Raw genomic sequence first — 16,991 nt, 5'->3', positions numbered from 1 at the left:
GCCATGGCGCGCCGCGTGAAGACCTTCGCCCGGCTGGCGGAGCTGGCCCGCATCGCCGAGCTCGCCCGCCTCGCGCGGCTGGCCGAGGAGGCCCGCGCCCGCGACCGCGCGGCCGAGGCCGCCGCCGCCCGCAAGGCCCGCGCCGCGGCGGAGGAGGCGCGGCTCGCCGCCGCCGCCTCCGCCGCGCCGCCCGAACTCGCCGCCGCCGCCCGCTGGCGGGAGGCGGAGCGGGCGCGGATCCGCGAGGCGGTGCGCGTGGCCGACGCGGCGGAGGCCGCCGCCTCCCGCGCGCGCGACCACGCGGCCGAGGGGCTGGCCCGGCGCCGGGCGCTGGAGGAGCTGGTCAAGCGGGCCCGGGACGAGCGCGACCGCGCCGCCCAGCGGCGACGGGAGCAGGACGGCCAGCCGGGATGAGGCCGCTCCCGTCCCGACGCGCCCTGCACGACGCGCCGGGACGGGTCCGTCGCGGGCGAGGCCGGCGCCTGACCGCCGTTCCTCGCCCGGACGGGCGCGCCGGAAGGCTCGGCGGGTTCTCCCGCGGGAGCGGCGGCGCCGCCGCTCTCCGCCCGGAACCTGCGTCGCCGGCCTCCCGGCCACGGGGACCGCGGCCCGCCCGGGCCGCGGTCCGTCCAGAAAACGATGGGCCGTCGCCCGGCCGCGCGCCGCCCCCGGACCGCGGGGGCCGCGCACGCCGCAGGCGTCGCTCCCCGCCCGAGGGGCGGAGAGGCATGCGGCCAAGTTCATGAACGCAGGTTAATTCAGGAGCGCCTGTATCGGCGAAACCTTTTCACACGAATGACGCAAGGTCATTCGTGTGCGCGGCAGGGGGCCCGGCCGCGCGCGGGGCGCGGGTCTCAGTTGCCGTCGCCCGAGGGCAGCGCCCAGCCGTCGCCGTCGTTGCGGTAGACGATCAGCCCCATCGCCGAGGAGGCGATCAGGTCGCGCCCGCCGCGCCCGCCGGTGGCCGCGGCCTGCAGGTCGAAGCCCAGCAGGCGGCCGGAGATCCGGGGCGGATCCTGGCGGCCCAGCCCCTCGAGCACCCAGTGCTGGCAGCCCTCGGGGCCGCAGAAGTCGGGGGATAGGCCCTGGATCACCGCCTCCTCGGCGCCGTCCTCGTCGAGGTCGACGGCGCCGACGCGAAAGGCGTCGGGCAGCACGCCCACGCGCCCCTCGGTCCCGCGGATCTCGACGCCGTAGAACCAAAGGAAGGCGGCGTCGATGGCCTCGGGCATCGGGTCGTCGAAAGCGAACCAGTCGATCGCCGCGGGGCCCTGGCCGTAGCCGCCGTAATCCTCCAGCGCATAGGCTTGGGGGTCGGCGTCGCCGAGATCCTCCTGGTAGACCGCGCCGCCGTATTTCCAGACCGCGGGGGCGCCGCCGCGCTCGACCACCACGTCGCGCCAGCCGTTGGTGGTGGAGGCGCTGAGGCGGGCGGCGCCGGCGGTCTCCAGCACCTGCACCCAGCCCTCGGGCGTCTCCGACAGCGCCCAGATCCCGCAGACCGGCGGCTGGCCGCGGTCGCCGAAGGCGGCGGGGCCGGCGCAATGGGCCGGCGAGCGGCCGACGGCGACCAGCTCCACCGGCTCGGTCCCGTTCAGCTCGCAGCGCGCGAAGCGGAACAGGGCGTCGGCGGCGATGCCCAGGCGCGCGGCCTCGGCGAAGTCGGGGCCGAAGCGCTCCTCGACCAGCAACCGCTCGTCGCGATTCAGCTCGGCGCGGGTCATCTCGGCGAGGATCTCGCCCGAGCCGCGTCCGATCTCGACGCAATCGGCGAGGGCCGGCGAGGCGAGGCCGGCGAGCATCAGGGAGAGAATCAGGGTCGGGCGCATGGGCGGACGCTATGGGCAGGATTCGCGCCGGTGCAACGGGGAGCGAATCGCCCCGAACGAGGCGGCCGCGAGGCGTCGCATCCGCGCCTCACCCCTGTGGCCGGAATGCCCTGCATCACCAGGTGCGCGACAGGATCAGCCAGACCGAGGGACCGGGCTCCTCCGGGGCGAAGCGGCCCACGCCCAGCTCTGCGACGGCGAGCGCGTCGGGGCCCAGCCCGCTGAGCCGGGCCCCGGCGCGCCAGGCCGCGGCCTCCCAGCCGCCCGCCCCGGGCGCGTCGAGCGTGGCGGCGGCGAAGAGCTCGGCCTGCGCCGCGGCGCCCACGGCGGGGGCGGGGCGGGCGAGCGTCAGGGCCGCGCGGGCGGAACGCGCCTCGGACGTCTCCCCGTCGCTCTCGGCGCGGGAGAGGAGATGGGCGGCCTCCGCCCGCAGGCGGGCGCGGCGCAGGAGCGGGGTCTCCCCCGCCACGCGCAGCTCCGCCCAGCCGGAGCGGCCGCCGCCGTCGGCCACGCGGGCCTCGGCGCCGGCGCCGAGCTCCAGCGCGGGCGCGTCCCCGCCCGGGGCCAGCGCGACGCGGTGGGTCAGCGAGCTGCGCAGCGCCTGCCAGTCGGCGCCGAGGTCGGCCGCGATCTCGCCCGAGGCGCGCATGGCGTCGGCGGCGGCCTCGCCCCCCAGGGCGGCGACGGCGCGGGCCGGGGCGTCCTCCCAGTTCTGCAGCTCGAAGCGGGCGAACCGGGCGTAGCGCGCGGCGCCCTCCCCGCGCAGATGTTCGGTCGCCTGCAGGCGGGCGACGCTCCAGGCGCGGTCGGAGGGGGCGGCGGTCATCCGGGCGGCGAGACGCTCGCCATGGCGGTCGAAGAGGGTGGGGGCGGGCCGCTCCAGCGTCTCGGGCCGGCGGTCCTCGCCGGGCAGGCCCATGTCGACGCCGAAGGCCATCGACCATTCCCGCCGCGGCCCGCAGCGGGCGGCGACGTCGGCCTCGGCGGTCTCGAACAGGCCGGGGGCGAGGCGGGAGCGCCGGGGCTCGACGCGGGTCAGCTCGGAGAGGGCCGAGGCGCAGTCGCCGGCCATGGCGGCGGCGCGGGCGAGCGCAAGGCGGGGGCGCGGCAGGTCGGGGCGCCGCTCGGCCAGGGCGCGGAAGGTGGCCGCGGCCTCGCTCCAGCGATGGGCGGTCATCGCCGCGCGGGCGTTGCGGTAGCCCTCGCCCCAGGCGCCGCCGGTCGGCGGCAGGGGCGGCGGAGCGGTCGCGGCTTGCGTCGGGGTCGCGGCTTGCCCGGTCGGCCGGGCCGCGGCCCTGGCGCCGGCGCGCCAGTTGCGCGGGGCCGCGCGGGCGCGGGCGAGGGCGGCGAGCCCGTCGAGCCAGGGATCCTCCGCCCCGGCGGCGTCTGTCCGTGCGGCGAGCCGGGGCGCGGGCGGCGCCACGACGGCAGGCGAGATCTGCAGCCCCGGCCGCGCCGGCGGCAGGGGCGCGCGCTGGGGCGCGGCCGTCGCGCCGGCGGCGGCGACGAGCAGGATGAGCGCGCCCAGCGGCGCGAGAGCTCTCGTCGGATGCATCATGCGGCGTCGTCCGTGTCTGCGGTGCCCGCGTCCCGGAACCGAGCATGGGGGCTCCCGCCCCGCGCCGCAATCGCGCCGCAATTCGAACACCTTTGAAATCAGCAGCGCGCGGCGGCCTGACGCATCCGGCAAGCGCCTGATTCCGGGACGAGATTCCGCACTGCGGCGGATCATTCGCAGACCGGAAACGACCGGCCCCAGCCGCCGCGGCAGGGTCCGAAACGCGGAACGCCGCGGGCGGGGCCCGCGGCGTTCGCCGCAGTTCGGTCTCGTCGCCCGGAGGCGCGGCCGGCTCAGGCCTTCTTGAGGACCCGGCGGCCGAGCAGCTCGGCGATCTGCACGGCGTTCAGGGCGGCGCCCTTGCGCAGGTTGTCCGAGACGCACCAGAAGTTCAGGCCGTTCTCGATCGTGCCGTCCTGGCGGATGCGCGAGATGTAGGTGGCGTATTCGCCCACGCACTCGATCGGCGTGACGTAGCCGCCGGCCTCGCGCTTGTCGACGACCATGATGCCGGGGGCCTCGCGCAGGATCTCGCGGGCCTCGTCCTCGTCGAGGAACTCCTCGGTCTCGATGTTGATCGACTCCGAGTGGCCCACGAACACCGGCACGCGCACGCAGGTGGCGGTCACCTTGATCTTGGGATCGACGATCTTCTTCGTCTCGGCGACCATCTTCCACTCTTCCTTCGTCGAGCCGTCTTCCATGAAGACGTCGATGTGGGGAATGACGTTGAAGGCGATCTGCTTGGGATAGACCGACGGCTCGACCTCCTGACCGGGGACGTAGAGGCCCTTGGTCTGGTTCCACAGCTCGTCCATCGCCTCCTTGCCCGAGCCGGAGACGGACTGGTAGGTCGAGACCACCACCCGCTTGATCCTGGCGCGGTCATGCAGCGGCTTCAGCGCCACCACCATCTGCGCGGTCGAGCAGTTGGGGTTGGCGATGATGTTCTTCTGGGAATAGCCCTCGATCGCGTCGGGGTTCACCTCGGGCACGATCAGCGGCACCTGCGGGTCGTAGCGGTAGAGCGACGAGTTGTCGATCACCACGCAGCCCGCGGCCGCCGCCTTGGGGGCGTAGATCTTGGTCGCGTCCGAGCCGATGGCGAACAGCGCCATGTCCCAGCCGGTGAAGTCGAAAGTGTCCAGGTCCTTGGTCTTGAGAGTCTTGTCGCCGAACGAGCACTCGGTCCCCAGCGATTTCCGCGAGGCGAGCGCCACGATCTCGTCGACGGGGAACTCCCGCTCGGCGAGGATGTTCAGCATTTCCCGGCCCACATTGCCCGTGGCGCCGACGACGGCGACTCGGTAGCCCATAAGATCCAGCCCTTCCGGCTTCCATTGACAGAGGCGCGCATGTAGCGCGGACCGGCAGGGAAGGGAAGGTTTCGCGACGGAATCGCGCATCGCGATCCGTGATGCGGACGATCAGCCGCCTCCGGCAGGGAACGCCGCCAGCGCCTCGCGGCGGGGCTTGCCCTCGGGGTCGTAGAGGTCGGAGAGGCCGAAGGCCGCCAGGATCTCGTCGGCGGCCGCGAGCTGTTCGGGCGAGACCTGCGCCTTCCAGGCGCCGTAGGGGGAGCGGCGGCGCGCGCCCACGTCCGAGGCGCGCGAGCTCGCGCTCGGCCGGTCGAGCACGTCGGGGCGGATCCGCCACCAGTCCTCGCCATGGCCGAGCTTGCGGTGCAGGGCGCGCATCTCGCCCACCGGGTCGACGAGGCAGTCCTCGTAGAACAGCACATGGGCCTGGCCCGGCGCGAACTGGCGCAGCGGCACGGCGTTCACGATCGCCCAGACCGCGACGTGGTTCAGCAGCGGATCGCCCCTCGCCTCGACCCGGCGCAGCAGGTCCGCCACGTCGTGCAGATGATCCTCGATCAGCCTGGGGTCCTCGAGGAACAGGGTCGGGCGGCGGATCCACTGGTAGTCGGCCGAGAGTTTGGAGAGCGCGGTCGCAAGCGGGTGCCGGATCAGCAGCACGGGCACGAGCGGGGCGAAGCGCGGCGCCGCCCAGGCCGCGATCAGGTTCGCGAACACGTCCTTGACCAGCAGGTCGCGGCGGAAGCCGCCCCAGGCGGCGCCGAGGTTCAGCCGCGGCCCGCGCACGCGCCCCGAGAACACCTCGCCCAGCGCCGCCTCCAGTTCCGGCCAGGGCTCCCCGGGGCGCGCGTAGGCGGCGATGGGCAGGAACCGGAAGCGCGGCTGGAGGGTGGGGTGCACCGGCTCGAACAGCTCGCGGTAGCGGCGGGTCGAGTTGATCAGAGACGACGCCCAGGTCGTGCCGCTGCGGCCGTCGCCCAGCAGCCACAGCCGGTTCGCGTAGCCGCCCGCGAGGCGGTCGGTGACGAAGGTGGCCTCGCGCGCGGCGTCTCTCAGCGCGGTCCGGGCGGCGCGGGCGAACGGCATCGGGGGAAGGAGCCTCCTGGAGGGCGACATCGCGGGCGGCCGCCACCATGGCGCGCCGGGGCCCGCCGATGCAATCGCCTGGGCGCGCGTCCGCAACGGAACGGCCGGCCCCGGGGGCCGGCCGCGTCGCCTCGCCGTCCGAGGGGGCCTTCGTCTCGTCAGTCGCAGATCTCGAACATCCGGGTGATCGAGACCCAGCTGTTCTTGAGCGAGAAGTCCGAGGCCACGCCCTTGTGGCCCTTGACGTTGATCCGCACGTCGTAGGCGCGCTTCATCCAGTCCGCGAGGGGCGAGTTCGGGCCGAACGGGTCGGTGTAGAAGCCGTCGGGATCCCAGGTCAGCGTGCGGTTGATCCGGTTGCGGCCCTTGTCGAAGTTGAAGGTCACGTCGATCGAGCCGCCCGTGATCCGCCCGCGGTCCTCCTTGGGCAGCAGGTAGACCAGGTAGCCCTTGCGGTCGGTCTTGTTGCAGACCACCGCGAAGCGGCCCTCGCCGCGCGAGTTGACCTGCGCGATCGCCCCGCGGCTGATCTTGTGCGAGGTCCACACGTCGCGCTTGGCCTCCGGCAGGTTCACCGCCCAGGCCGGCGCCGCCGCCGCCACAGCCATAACTCCCGCGACCATCGCCGCGGCCAGACGGTTCGTCATGAAAGCCGCCTCCCTGATGAAGTTGACCCTGCGGGACCATACATCGCCGGCGCGCCATGCCAAGCGCGCGGCGGTCCCGCGCCCGCGGTTTCCGCGGGGCATCCTGTCGACCGCACGGGCGGGCGCCCGCGGTCGAAAAGGGCCGCGCACGATCCCGTGCGCGGCCCTCCGTCCCATCGGCCTGCCGCGATCAGCAGCCCGAGAACATCGTCTCGATCGAGCGCCAGCTGTCCTTCAGGGTGAAGTCGCTGTCGACGCCCTTGTGGCCCTTCACGTTGATGCGCACCTCGTAGTAGCGCTTCATGTGGTCGGCCAGCGGCGAGTTCGGCCCGAACGGGTCGGTCCAGTACTGGCCTTCCTCGTTCCAGGTCATCGTGCGCTCGATCTTGTTGGCGCCGTCGAAGGTGAACACCACGTCGATCTTGTCGCCGGCGGCCCGGACCTCGTCGCGCGCGGCGGCGGGCTCGCGGTAGAAGATCGCGCCCTTCTTGTCGCCCGGCATGCAGTAGACGGCGAAGCGGCCCTCGCCCTTGGCGTTGATCTGCGCGAGGCGGCCCTCGGTGATCGTGTGGGCGGTCCAGTGCTCCTTGCTGGCTTCGGGCAGGCCGATGCCGGCGAGGGCGGGACCGGCGACGGCGCCCGCGGTCAGAGCGGCCACGATCGCGGTGGCGAAACGGTTCGGGCGGGTCATGTCGATCCTCCTGCTTCTTCTGGCGGCGAGGCGCGATCGCACGCGGCCCCGGCCTGCCGATATGCAGAAACTCGCAGGCGATCGTGGCGCCTTCGCGTCAGCTTGCGGCGGGTTTCGGGGCCATTTCGCGCCGCTTTCATGCAGGCTAGGATGCCGCCATGAGCAGCCTGTTCGACGCACCCGATCCGCCCTCCGGCCCCGACGATCCCTCCGCGGGCGGGCCCGGCAACCTGCCGGAGCTGTCCGTCTCCGAGCTCTCGGGCGCGGTGCGCCGGGTGATCGAGGGGGAGTTCGGCCGCGTGCGCGTGCGCGGCGAGGTGGGGCGCGTGTCGCGGCCGCGCTCGGGCCATGTCTACCTCGACCTGAAGGACGACCGGGCGGTGCTCGCCTCGGTGATCTGGAAGGGGCAGGTGGGGCGGCTCTCGGTGCAGCCGACCGAGGGCGACGAGGTGGTGGCGACCGGCCGCCTGACCACCTTCCCCGGCCAGTCGCGCTACCAGCTGGTGATCGAGGAGATGAGCCTCGCCGGCATGGGCGCGCTGCTCGCGAAGCTGGAGCGGCTGAAGGCGGCGCTCGCCGAGGAGGGCCTGTTCGCGGCCGAGCGCAAGAAGCCCCTGCCCTACCTGCCGGAGGTGATCGGCGTCGTCACCAGCCCCTCGGGCGCGGTGATCCGGGACATCCTGCACCGGCTGGCGGACCGGTTTCCGCGCAAGGTGCTGATCTGGCCGGTCGCCGTGCAGGGCCAGTCCTCCGCCGCCGAGGTCGCCCACGCCATCCGCGGCTTCAATGCGCTGGAGCCGGGCGGGCGGGTGCCGCGGCCGGACGTGCTGATCGTGGCCCGCGGCGGCGGCTCGGTCGAGGATCTGTGGAGCTTCAACGAGGAGATCGTGGTCCGCGCCGCCGCCGACAGCCGGATCCCCCTGATCTCGGCGGTGGGACACGAGACCGACACCACCCTGATCGACTTCGCCTCCGACCGCCGCGCCCCCACCCCCACCGCCGCCGCCGAGCTGGCGGTGCCGGTGCGCGCCGAGCTGCTGGCGAGCCTCGCCGCGCTGGAGGAACGCCGCGTGCGCGCCGCCGCCCGCGGCCTCGCCGACCGGCGCGAGCGGCTGCGCGCGCTGGCCCGCGTCCTGCCCCGCCCCGAGGCGCTGCTGGCCGAACGCGCCCAGCGCCTCGACCTCGCCGCCGAGCGGCTGCCCCGCGCGCTGGTCGCGGGCGTGCAGGCGCGGCGGGCGGCCCTGGCGACCGGGTCGGGGGGGCGGTTCTCGCCGGCCCTGCTGCGGGCGCTGGTGGCGCGCAAGACCGACCGGCTCGCCGGGCTGCGCCTGCGTCCCGCCCCGCTGCGCGCCGAGATCGGGCGGCGGCGGGAGCGGCTGGGCGCCCTGACCGCCCGCCTCGACCGCGCCGCCGCGACCGCGGTGAGCCGGGAGCGCGACCGCCACGCCCGCGCCGAGCGGCTGCTGGAGAGCCTGAGCTACAAGCAGACCCTGGCCCGCGGCTACGCGGTGGTGCGCCTCGACGGCGCTCCGGCCGGCCGCTCCGCCGCCCTGCCCGCCGGCGCCCTGGTCGAGGTCGAATTCGCCGACGGCCGCCGCGCCGCCGCCCTCGACCCCGCCGACGCGCCGCCCCCGGGCGGCGACGGGCCGCAGGCGGGCGGGGGCGGGCCGCAGACGGGCGGGGACGAGCCTCCGGCGAAGGCGAAGCCGCCGGCCGAGCCGAAGGCCCCCCGCGCGCCGAGGCCCGCGCCCAAGCAGGGCGACCTGTTCGGCTGAGCCCCCCGGCCGGCCGCGTCCCCGCGGGGGCGTCGCGCCGGGGCGGCCGGGGTCAGAGGGCGGCGCCGCGGGCCTCGGCCAGGAGGCGGTCCGAGGCGGCCTCGATCTCGCCCTCGACCTTGGCCATGGCCTCGGCGCGGCTCAGGCCCGGGGGCACCTCGTCGAGGAACTCGACGACCGCGAGGCCGGGGCGGCGGGCGATCTCGGCCCGGCCCCAGAACACGCCGGCGTTGGTGGCGGCCAGCGTGATCGGGGTCTCCAGCGTCTCGTAGAGGGCGGCCACGCCGACCTTGTAAGGCGCCTTCGCGCCCGGCTGCACGCGGGTGCCCTGCGGATAGATGATCAGCTGGCCCGGCGTGCCGTCGGCCGAGGTCTCCTTGAGCATGTGGCGCACGGCGGCGCCCTTGGCGCCGCGGTCCACCGCCACGCAGCCCAGGTTGCGCGCATACCAGCCCAGCACCGGCGCCCAGAGCAGCGAGCGCTTCATCACGAAGCGCGGCGCGGGCAGCACCCGCACCAGGATGATGATGTCGAGGAAGCTCTGGTGCTTGCAGGCGATCAGCGCCTCGCCCTTCGGGACCTCGCCGCGCACCTCCCACCGCAGGCCGCAGAGCAGGCGGGCGGCGGGCAGCACGATCCGGCAGTAGCTGCGGCAGGACCAGATCGCCGCCCGGCGCGGCGCGATCAGCACGGCGGGGGCGCACAGCAGCCCCATCGCCGCCATCAGCGCGTACATGAACACGATCAGCGCCAGGCCGCGCAGCCAGGCGAGGGCGCCGCCCGAGGGCAGGCGGGTGGGGTCCTGGCGGCTCACGGCTGCTCTCCCGATGGGGGACGGAGGGTCATCGCCCGGCCTCCGCGTCGCCGCGCAGCGCCGGGCGCAGCGCCAGCCGCGCCCCCGCCCAGGCGGCGAGCGCGAACAGCGGGGCGGGCGCGGCCAGCGCCAGCCAGTCCCAGCCCGACGGGGCGATGGGCACGCGGGCGGCGGGGCCGTCGAGAAGCTCGGGCGCGGCCAGCGCGGCGGCGGCGAGCGCCGCCCCCAGCCCGGCCGCCCAGAAGGTGCGCCAGGCGGCGCGGCCGGCCCAGGCGCGGCGCAGACGGGCGCGCGTCGCGCCCATCCGGCGCAGCAGCCGCTGCGCCTCGCGGCCCCGGGCGGTCCAGCCGCCGGCGATGCGCGCGCAGAGCGCCATGCCCAGCGCCCCCGCCAGCGCCGCCGCGCCCCAGCCGATCAGCCGGGCGTCGCCCGCCGCCGACAGCAGCGGCCCGCGCCAGCCGGAATGGTCGTCGAAGACCGCGCCGGGGGCTTCCTCGGCGAGGCGCAGGGCCAGCATCTCGGGGTCCGGGCCGCCGTCGACGAGGCGCATGGCGGCCATCGGCGGCGGCTCGGAGGGGGCGGCCTGGTTCGGACCCAGCCAGGGGGCGAGGAGGGCGCGGCGCTCCGGCGCCTCCAGCACCCGCAGGTCGGCGATGCCAGGCGTGGTCTCGAGCACCACGAGCGCCGCGCGGAAGTCGCGCGCGGCCGCCTCGGGCGGGCCGAGGGCCACCAGGGTCGCGGCGGCGCCGAACTCGGCGGTCCAGGCGCGGGCCAGCCGCTCGCCCGCGACGCCCGCGGCGAGCGCCAGGGCCGCGACCAGGGCGCAGAGCACGCCGGTCGTCCCCAGGCCGCCGGAGCGGGGGGCGAGCGGGGGCGTGCGACGCTCGACCCAGGCGCGGCGGATCGCGCGGCGCGTCGCCGAGACCGCGCGGGACAGCAGGACGGGGCCCCCGGGCGCCTTCGGCGCGGGGGCGTCGGTCTCGGCCTCGGCCTTGGTCTCGGCCTCGGGCGGAGGCGCGGCCTCCTCCGGCCGCGTCTTGGCGCGGCGGGTCCGGCGGGGCTTGGGGGGCGCCTCCTCGGCCGGCTCGGCCTTGGCGCGGCGGCGCCGGGCGGGCTTGGGCTCGGGCGGGGTCATGCGGCGACCCCGGGGGACAGGCGGCCCTCCTCGAGGCGCCACAGGCGGGCCTCGACGTGGTGGCGGGCGAGGCGCACCAGCTCCGCGTCGCGGGTGGCGAGCGCCACCGCCGCGCCATGCTCGGCCAGCGCCGCCAGCATCTCCAGCCCCCGGGCGACGCCGGCGCGGTCCTGGGCCTCGGAGGGTTCGTCGGCCAGGATCAGCTCCGGCCCCGCGATCACCGCGCGGGCGAGGGCGGCGCGGCGGCGCTCTCCTTCCGACAGCGCCGCGGGCGGGTCGCCGGCGCGATCGGCCAGGCCCAGCCAGTCCAGCAGCTCGCGCGCCTGGGCGGCGCGGTCGGCGGGATCGCGGCCGGCGAGGCGCAGCGGCAGGGCCACGTTCTCCTCCAGCGTCAGGTGGTCGAGGAAGGCGGGGCGCTGCTCGGCCGCGCCGATGCGCCGGCGCAGGACATCGGCGGCGGGCGCGTCCGGGGCGGGGGCGGGGGCGCCGAACAGGCGCAGCTCCCCGCCCTGGGGGGCGAGCGACAGGGCCGCCAGCGCCAGCAGGGTCGACTTGCCGGCGCCGGTGGCGCCGGTGATCACGTGCAGCTCTCCGGGCGCGAGGCTCCAGTCGGCGCCGTCCAGCACCGTCCGCCCGCCGCGCGCCACGCGAATTCCGCCGATCTCCAGCGCCGCCATCCGTCTCCGCGTCCCTGGTCCGCGCCTCCTGGGGCCTGCCGCGCCCGGCCCCGCCGCGGGCGGGCGCCGCGGGTCTCCGTCAGGCGGCGCGACATTCGCAAATGCGCCGGTCGGGCGCAATGCGGCCCCCCGACCGCGACGGCCGCCGTTGCGGCGCCCGGCGCGCGCGACGCTTGGCCGGCGCCGGCCCCCGCGCTAAGACTGGCCCCGAGACCTGCCCGCGGTCCTGCCCGACCGCCCCATCCGCCCCGGAGCGACCGAGCCATGCGCGTGACCTGCCCCAACTGCTCCGCCGTCTACGAGGCGCCCGACTCCGCGCTGGGCGTGGGCGGCCGCCGGGTGGAGTGCAGCGCCTGCCGCCACCAGTGGTTCCAGCCCGGCCCGGAGCTGGAGGCGATGGAGACCGCCCCCTCGACCATGCCCGGCATGTCGCAGGCGGCGCGCGAGCTCTCGGCCCTGTCGGAGACCAGCTCCGCCCCCGCCCACGGCCTGGCGGACGAGCCCGAGGCGCCCCCCGCCGCCGCCTCGCGCCTGCGCACCGGAGAGCCGCCGCGCCCGCCCCGTCCCGGCGCCCCGCGCCCGGGCGAGACCCGCGCCCCCGGCGCGCGCCGCCCCGCCTCGATCGACGCCGAGCGCCTGTCGGCCGAGCTGCGCGCCGCCGAGGCGGAGGAGGAGCGCGGCGCCGGCGCCGGGATGGGCTACGCGGCGGGCTTCGTGCTGGCGCTGATCCTGTGCGGCGCGCTGGCCTTCGCCTATGTCGAGAAGGACCAGGTGGCGGCGATGCTGCCCGAGGCCTCGCCCTACCTCGACGCCTGGGCCGGCTTCGTCGACCAGGCCCGCCTGCGCATCGAGGCGGTCGCCGCGCTGATCGCCCAGAAGGTGGGCGAGCTGCTCGGCTGAGCGCCGCCCCCGCGTCCCCTTCGCCGGCCCCCTGCACGGCCACGGCCGCGCGCACCGGAACCCTCGCTCCCGCTCGTGCGCGCGGGCAGAGCCCCGCGCGCACGGTCGCGCGGGCGGACCGAAATCCTCGCGCGCGCGCCCGCGCGGCGCGCTAGACTGGGCCCCATGTCCACGACGCCCCTGCCCGCGCTGTGCCGCGACTGCGGCGCGACCTTCGAGGTCGCGGCGGGCGCCCGGCCGCGCTGCCCCGCCTGCCGCAGCCCGCGGGCGCTGGCGCATCCCGAGCTGCACGCGCTTTCGATCGCCCATCTCGACTGCGACGCCTTCTACGCCAGCGTCGAGAAGCGCGACGACCCCGCCCTGCGCGACGTGCCGCTGATCATCGGGGGCGGGCGGCGGGGCGTGGTCTCGACCGCCTGCTACATCGCGCGCACCCGCGGCGTGCGCTCGGCGATGCCGATGTTCAAGGCGCTGAAGCTCTGCCCCGAGGCGGCGGTGATCAAGCCGCGGATGGAGCACTACGCCGCCGTCAGCCGCCAGATCCGCGCCCTGATGGACGAGCTGACCCCGATGATCGAGCCGCTGTCGCTGGACGAGGCGTTCCTGGATCTCTCCGGCACCCAGCGCCTGCACGGCATGTCGCCAGCCGCCGCCATGGCCCGCCTGATCCGGCGGATCGAGGCGGAGGTCGGCGTCTCGGCCTCGGTCGGGCTCAGCCACAACAAGTTCCTCGCCAAGATCGCGTCCGACCTCGACAAGCCGCGGGGCTTCTCGGTGATCGGGCGGGCGGAGACCGAGGCCTTCCTGATCGACAAGCCGATCCGCATCGTCTGGGGCATCGGCGAGGCCACCGCCGCGAAGCTCGAGGGGGAGGGCATCCGCACGCTGCGCGACCTGCTGCGCGCCGACCCGGACCGGGTGATGGCGCGGCATGGGGCGATGGGGGCGCGGCTGCTGAAGCTCGCCCGCGGGGAGGATGCGCGCCGCGTGGCCCCCGACGCGGCGCTGAAGTCGATCTCCAACGAGACGACCTTCGACGAGGACGTCTCCGATCCCGACCTGCTCGACGGGCATCTGTGGCGGATGGCCGAGAAGGCCGCCGGCCGCGCCAAGGCCAAGGGTCTGGCGGGGCGTACGGTGACGCTGAAGCTGAAACGGGCCGATTTCCGCCTGCTGACCCGCCGCGCGACGCCGCCCGAGCCGGTGCAGCTCGCCGACCGGCTCTACCGCATCGCCCGGCCCATGCTGCAGCGCGAGATGAACGCCGGGCCGTTCCGGCTGCTCGGGGTGGGGATCTCGGACCTCGTGCCCGAATCCGAGGCGGAGCGTTCCGGGGACCTGCTGGATCCTGACGCAGGACGCCGGGGGGCGGCGGAAAAAGCGGCGGATGCGATCCGTCAGCGCTTCGGACTTGGGGCGATTCTGAAGGGAAGATCGCTAAGGTGACGCAGCGTCATTCACGTTCCTGACGGTCGAATGCGGCGCCTGCGGTCTGACTCGCGATTGGAACGTGTGCAAATTAACCTTTTGTGCAATGAATTTAACCATGGAATCAGGGTTTTGCGTGGCGGGATGCCGCTTTCCCAAAGGTCATCGTTGAAATTGCTGCAGCGCACATATAGCTTGAAATCCGTGGCGTCTGACGCCACCGCCCTTCTGGGCGTTTCCTCCCTAGACTTGGGCCGCGTTCGCGCGGCCCTTTTTTTTCGCCCAGCCAGAAGTTTACGCTTACGTGAGGGGCTTGTCGGCGTCCCGCGCGGCGCGGCGAGGGCGGCCGCGAATCACCTGAGCAGGGCTCGGACGCGCTATTCGGCGGCGAGCGCCGAGGCCGGCGGCTCCAGCGCCGCCATCGCCGCCACCACCGGGCGCAGGGCGGTGCGCACCGCCTCGAAGCCGGGGCCGGGGGCGACGCGGGCCTCGTCGAGGTAGAGGCCGCGGTCGATCTCGATCTGCACCGCATGCACGCCGCGGCCCGGGCGGCCGTAGCGCTGGGTGATGTAGCCGCCGGCGAAGGGCGAGTTGCGCGCCACCGCGAAGCCGGCCTCGCGGAAGGCGGCCTCGACCTGCTCGATCGCCCAGGGGGCGCAGGAGACGCCGAAGCGGTCGCCCAGGATCACCTCCGGCCGCCGTCCCTTGACCCGCGGCGCGGCGCGCAGCGCGTCCGAGGGCATCGAGTGGCAGTCGATCAGGATCGCGTGGCCGTGGCGGGCGCGGGCGCTTTCGCACAGGTCCTGCAGCGCGGCGTGATAGGGCCGCCAGCAGCGGCGCAGGCGGTCCTGAGCCTCGGCCTGGGTCAGCTTGCCGGTGTAGATCGCCACGCCCTCGGCCACCACGCGCGGGATCACGCCCAGTCCCGCGGCGAGGCGCGGGTTCAGGCCGGCGGGGCGCACGCCCTGGATCAGGGCGGGATCCAGCTCCTCCGGCCCGCGGTTCAGGTCGACGTAGGCGCGCGGAACCATGGCGTGGATCAGCGGCGCGCCGTGGTCGGGGGCGTCGGCGAAGAGCTGCTCGACATGGGCGTCCTCGGAACGCCGCAGGTCGTGGGCGCTCAACCGCGAGGCGCGCAGCAGGTCCTCGGGATAGGCGCGGCCGGAATGCGGCGAGGAGAACACGACCGCCCCCTGCGCCCCGTCCCGGGGGCTCTCGACGCGGAAGCTGTCGGAGATGGAATGGATCTGCGCCGTCATATGCCGATTATAGCGAAGGCCACGAGCCTGAACAGCCGGCTTCGCGTCACGGATTGGAGACGACTTCCGGCGCTCGGCGCCCGCGCCCCCCGTCCTGTCGCCCCGCCGCCCGATCCGGGCGCCGGGGCGCAGCGACGGCCAGACCTCGCAAAGCGCCTGTTCTCCGGAGCCGTCTCTCGCGGATGCCGACCAGAGCGACTCGCCCCCTCCGGTCAAGGATCGCGAAGCGACCCGCCGAAGGCGGGCTTGTCCTTGACCGGAGGGGGCGAGTCGCTCAGGCATCGCAAGCGAGAGACGGATCCGGAGGACAGGCGCGGGCTTGTTCTTTGGTGAGTCAGGAGCCCGCCGGAGGCTCCGCCCTCTCCCAACGGCCGCGTCGCCCGTCAAAGGCGCCCCCCGGCCAAGCCCGCCCGCAGGGCGCCTGCAGACCGCTCCCGGCGGACGCCGCCCCGTCAGATCGGCGTCGATACGGGATCGTAGCGATAGACCCAGTCGTTCAGCCCCTGAGCGGTCTCGGGCGCGAGGCGGGCGAAGGCGCCCAGCGCCGCGGCCTTGATCCACTGCTCGGGCTCGATGCGGGCGTGGAAGCGCCGCCCGTTGCGCGCCGCCGCCTGCTGGAGGCGGGTGGCGCGGGGCTTGCGGACGCGCTCCCAGGCGTCCAGCGCCTGGGTCGGCTCGTAGGTCGAGAGCGCGCGCGCCAGCACCACCGCGTCCTCCAGCGCCATGCCCGCGCCCTGGGCGAGGAACGGCAGCGTCGGATGAGCCGCGTCGCCGATCACCGCGCGCCGCCCCTGCGACCAGCGCTTCAGGGGGCGGTGGCCGAAGAGGCCCCAGCGGAAGGTCTCCTGCACGGAGGCGAACAGGGTCTCGACCTCCCCGTGCCAGCCCGCGAAGCTGGCGCGCAGGGCGTCCGGGTCGCCGGGGGCGGACCAGCCCTCGGCGGTCCAGGTCTCCTGCTCCTCGACGGCGACGAAGTTCAGCAGCCGCCCCTCGCGCAGCGGGTAGGTCACCAGGTGCCGGCGGGGGCCCATCCAGACCGTGGTGCGGGGGCTCAGGAGCCCGGCCGGCAGCCGTTCGGCCGGGACCAGCCCGCGCCAGGCGACGTGACCCGAGAACAGCGGCTTGCCGGGGTTCGCGAGGTCCGTGCGCAGGACCGAGCGCACGCCGTCCGCGCCGATCGCGAGGTCCCCCTCCAGCCGGCCCGCGTCGGTGTGGAGCGTGGCGCCCCCGCGCCGGTCGGACGCGCGCTCCACCCGCTCGCCCAGCCGGATCTGCGCGCCGTGCGCCCGCGCCGCGCCCTCGAGCGCGGCGAGCAGGTCGGCGCGGTGCAGGTGCAGGTAGGGGGCGCCCCAGCGGCTCTCGGCGGCGCGGCCCAGACCCATGCGGTAGACGACCGAGGCGGTGCGGTGCAGGCGCAGCTCCACCGCCTCGGGGCGCGAGGCGGCGGCGCGGACGGCCTCGCCCGCGCCCATCCAGTCGAGCGCGCGCACCGCATTGGGCGAGAGCTGCAGCCCCGCCCCGACCTCGCCCAGCGCCGGGGCCTGTTCGACCACCGTCACCGAATGCCCCGCCCGGCCGAGCGCGGCCGCGCAGGCGAGGCCGGCGACTCCCGCCCCGGCCACGACGATTTCCAGCCTGCGCCCCATGCGCCCAGCTCCCCCTGCCCCGTCGGGGGCGTTGCGGAGCGGCGGCCCCCGGGCCGGGCCTGCCGGCGGGGGCTGCGGCCCCGTCCGGCATCCCCGGCCGCGGCCCGGGGGTCGCGCCGTTCCTGCGTCTCGCGTCCGCCCGCCTGGCGGCGGGTCGGACCGTCGGCTCCGCCGCCGGGCCGCGAGAGGCCGGCGGGCGGATCGGCTCCGGGCGCGCGCCGGGCCCG

The 16,991-nt window shown here is 75.8% G+C and carries 15 protein-coding genes; 4 read left to right on the top strand and 11 right to left on the bottom strand.

What is annotated here, in order from left to right:
- The first annotated feature begins 3 nt into the window (after window positions 1-3).
- The gene (locus BM064_RS06245; RefSeq protein WP_092858900.1) at window positions 4-414 is read left to right on the top strand and encodes a hypothetical protein; all 411 of its coding nucleotides are present in this window, start codon (window positions 4-6) and stop codon (window positions 412-414) included.
- Between the two features lie 440 nt (window positions 415-854).
- Here the strand turns inward: BM064_RS06245 and BM064_RS06240 are convergent, their stop codons facing one another.
- The 6 genes from BM064_RS06240 to BM064_RS06215 all read right to left on the bottom strand — a co-directional run bounded on the left by BM064_RS06240 (window position 855) and on the right by BM064_RS06215 (window position 7,130).
- Window positions 855-1,829 carry a hypothetical protein gene (locus BM064_RS06240; protein WP_092858899.1) on the bottom strand — a complete coding sequence of 325 codons (975 nt, stop codon included), beginning with the start codon at window positions 1,827-1,829 and terminating at the stop codon, window positions 855-857.
- 115 nt (window positions 1,830-1,944) lie between these two features.
- Window positions 1,945-3,387 (bottom strand): hypothetical protein, encoded by a 1,443-nt coding sequence (locus BM064_RS06235; protein WP_092858898.1) that lies wholly within the window; start codon window positions 3,385-3,387, stop codon window positions 1,945-1,947.
- A gap of 293 nt (window positions 3,388-3,680) precedes the next feature.
- On the bottom strand, window positions 3,681-4,703 hold the full coding sequence (locus BM064_RS06230; RefSeq protein WP_092858897.1) for an aspartate-semialdehyde dehydrogenase: 1,023 nt from the start codon (window positions 4,701-4,703) through the stop codon (window positions 3,681-3,683).
- Window positions 4,704-4,814: 111 nt separating this feature from the next.
- Window positions 4,815-5,792: a sulfotransferase family protein gene (locus BM064_RS06225; protein ID WP_092858896.1), complete on the bottom strand. Its 978-nt coding sequence runs from the start codon at window positions 5,790-5,792 to the stop codon at window positions 4,815-4,817.
- A gap of 158 nt (window positions 5,793-5,950) precedes the next feature.
- Window positions 5,951-6,439 carry a hypothetical protein gene (locus BM064_RS06220; RefSeq protein ID WP_092858895.1) on the bottom strand — a complete coding sequence of 163 codons (489 nt, stop codon included), beginning with the start codon at window positions 6,437-6,439 and terminating at the stop codon, window positions 5,951-5,953.
- Window positions 6,440-6,629: 190 nt separating this feature from the next.
- Entirely contained in the window at window positions 6,630-7,130 is a 501-nt protein-coding gene (locus BM064_RS06215) for a hypothetical protein (protein WP_092858894.1), read from the bottom strand.
- A 158-nt stretch (window positions 7,131-7,288) separates the two neighbouring features.
- Here BM064_RS06215 and xseA point away from each other — a divergent pair, with 158 nt between their 5' ends.
- On the top strand, window positions 7,289-8,905 hold the full coding sequence (gene xseA, locus BM064_RS06210; RefSeq protein WP_092858893.1) for an exodeoxyribonuclease VII large subunit: 1,617 nt from the start codon (window positions 7,289-7,291) through the stop codon (window positions 8,903-8,905).
- 52 nt (window positions 8,906-8,957) lie between these two features.
- On the opposite strand, the gene BM064_RS06205 is transcribed toward xseA, so the two are convergent.
- From BM064_RS06205 to BM064_RS06195, 3 genes are read right to left on the bottom strand one after another with little or no spacing between them, the layout of a single operon-like run.
- Window positions 8,958-9,719 (bottom strand): lysophospholipid acyltransferase family protein, encoded by a 762-nt coding sequence (locus BM064_RS06205; protein ID WP_245779075.1) that lies wholly within the window; start codon window positions 9,717-9,719, stop codon window positions 8,958-8,960.
- A 28-nt stretch (window positions 9,720-9,747) separates the two neighbouring features.
- Entirely contained in the window at window positions 9,748-10,854 is a 1,107-nt protein-coding gene (locus BM064_RS06200) for a cell division FtsX domain-containing protein (protein WP_092858892.1), read from the bottom strand.
- The gene (locus tag BM064_RS06195) at window positions 10,851-11,531 is read right to left on the bottom strand and encodes an ATP-binding cassette domain-containing protein (protein WP_092858891.1); all 681 of its coding nucleotides are present in this window, start codon (window positions 11,529-11,531) and stop codon (window positions 10,851-10,853) included. The genes BM064_RS06200 and BM064_RS06195 overlap by 4 nt, the downstream gene beginning before the upstream one ends.
- Window positions 11,532-11,795: 264 nt before the next feature.
- Here BM064_RS06195 and BM064_RS06190 point away from each other — a divergent pair, with 264 nt between their 5' ends.
- Window positions 11,796-12,431 (top strand): zinc-ribbon domain-containing protein, encoded by a 636-nt coding sequence (locus BM064_RS06190; RefSeq protein ID WP_092858890.1) that lies wholly within the window; start codon window positions 11,796-11,798, stop codon window positions 12,429-12,431.
- A gap of 180 nt (window positions 12,432-12,611) precedes the next feature.
- Entirely contained in the window at window positions 12,612-13,877 is a 1,266-nt protein-coding gene (locus tag BM064_RS06185) for a DNA polymerase IV (RefSeq protein ID WP_092859279.1), read from the top strand.
- A gap of 359 nt (window positions 13,878-14,236) precedes the next feature.
- Here the strand turns inward: BM064_RS06185 and BM064_RS06180 are convergent, their stop codons facing one another.
- Together BM064_RS06180 and BM064_RS06175 are read right to left on the bottom strand one after the other, a co-directional pair.
- Window positions 14,237-15,118, bottom strand: coding sequence for an N-formylglutamate amidohydrolase (locus tag BM064_RS06180; RefSeq protein WP_092858889.1), 882 nt, complete (start codon window positions 15,116-15,118; stop codon window positions 14,237-14,239).
- A 452-nt stretch (window positions 15,119-15,570) separates the two neighbouring features.
- The gene (locus BM064_RS06175; RefSeq protein WP_092858888.1) at window positions 15,571-16,764 is read right to left on the bottom strand and encodes an FAD-dependent monooxygenase; all 1,194 of its coding nucleotides are present in this window, start codon (window positions 16,762-16,764) and stop codon (window positions 15,571-15,573) included.
- Between the last annotated feature and the right edge of the window lie 227 nt (window positions 16,765-16,991).

Source organism: Albimonas pacifica, from assembly GCF_900113695.1.
GTDB lineage: Bacteria > Pseudomonadota > Alphaproteobacteria > Rhodobacterales > Rhodobacteraceae > Albimonas > Albimonas pacifica.
Note: the sequence above shows the minus strand (reverse complement) of the source record. Positions and strands in the feature narration are given on the sequence as shown.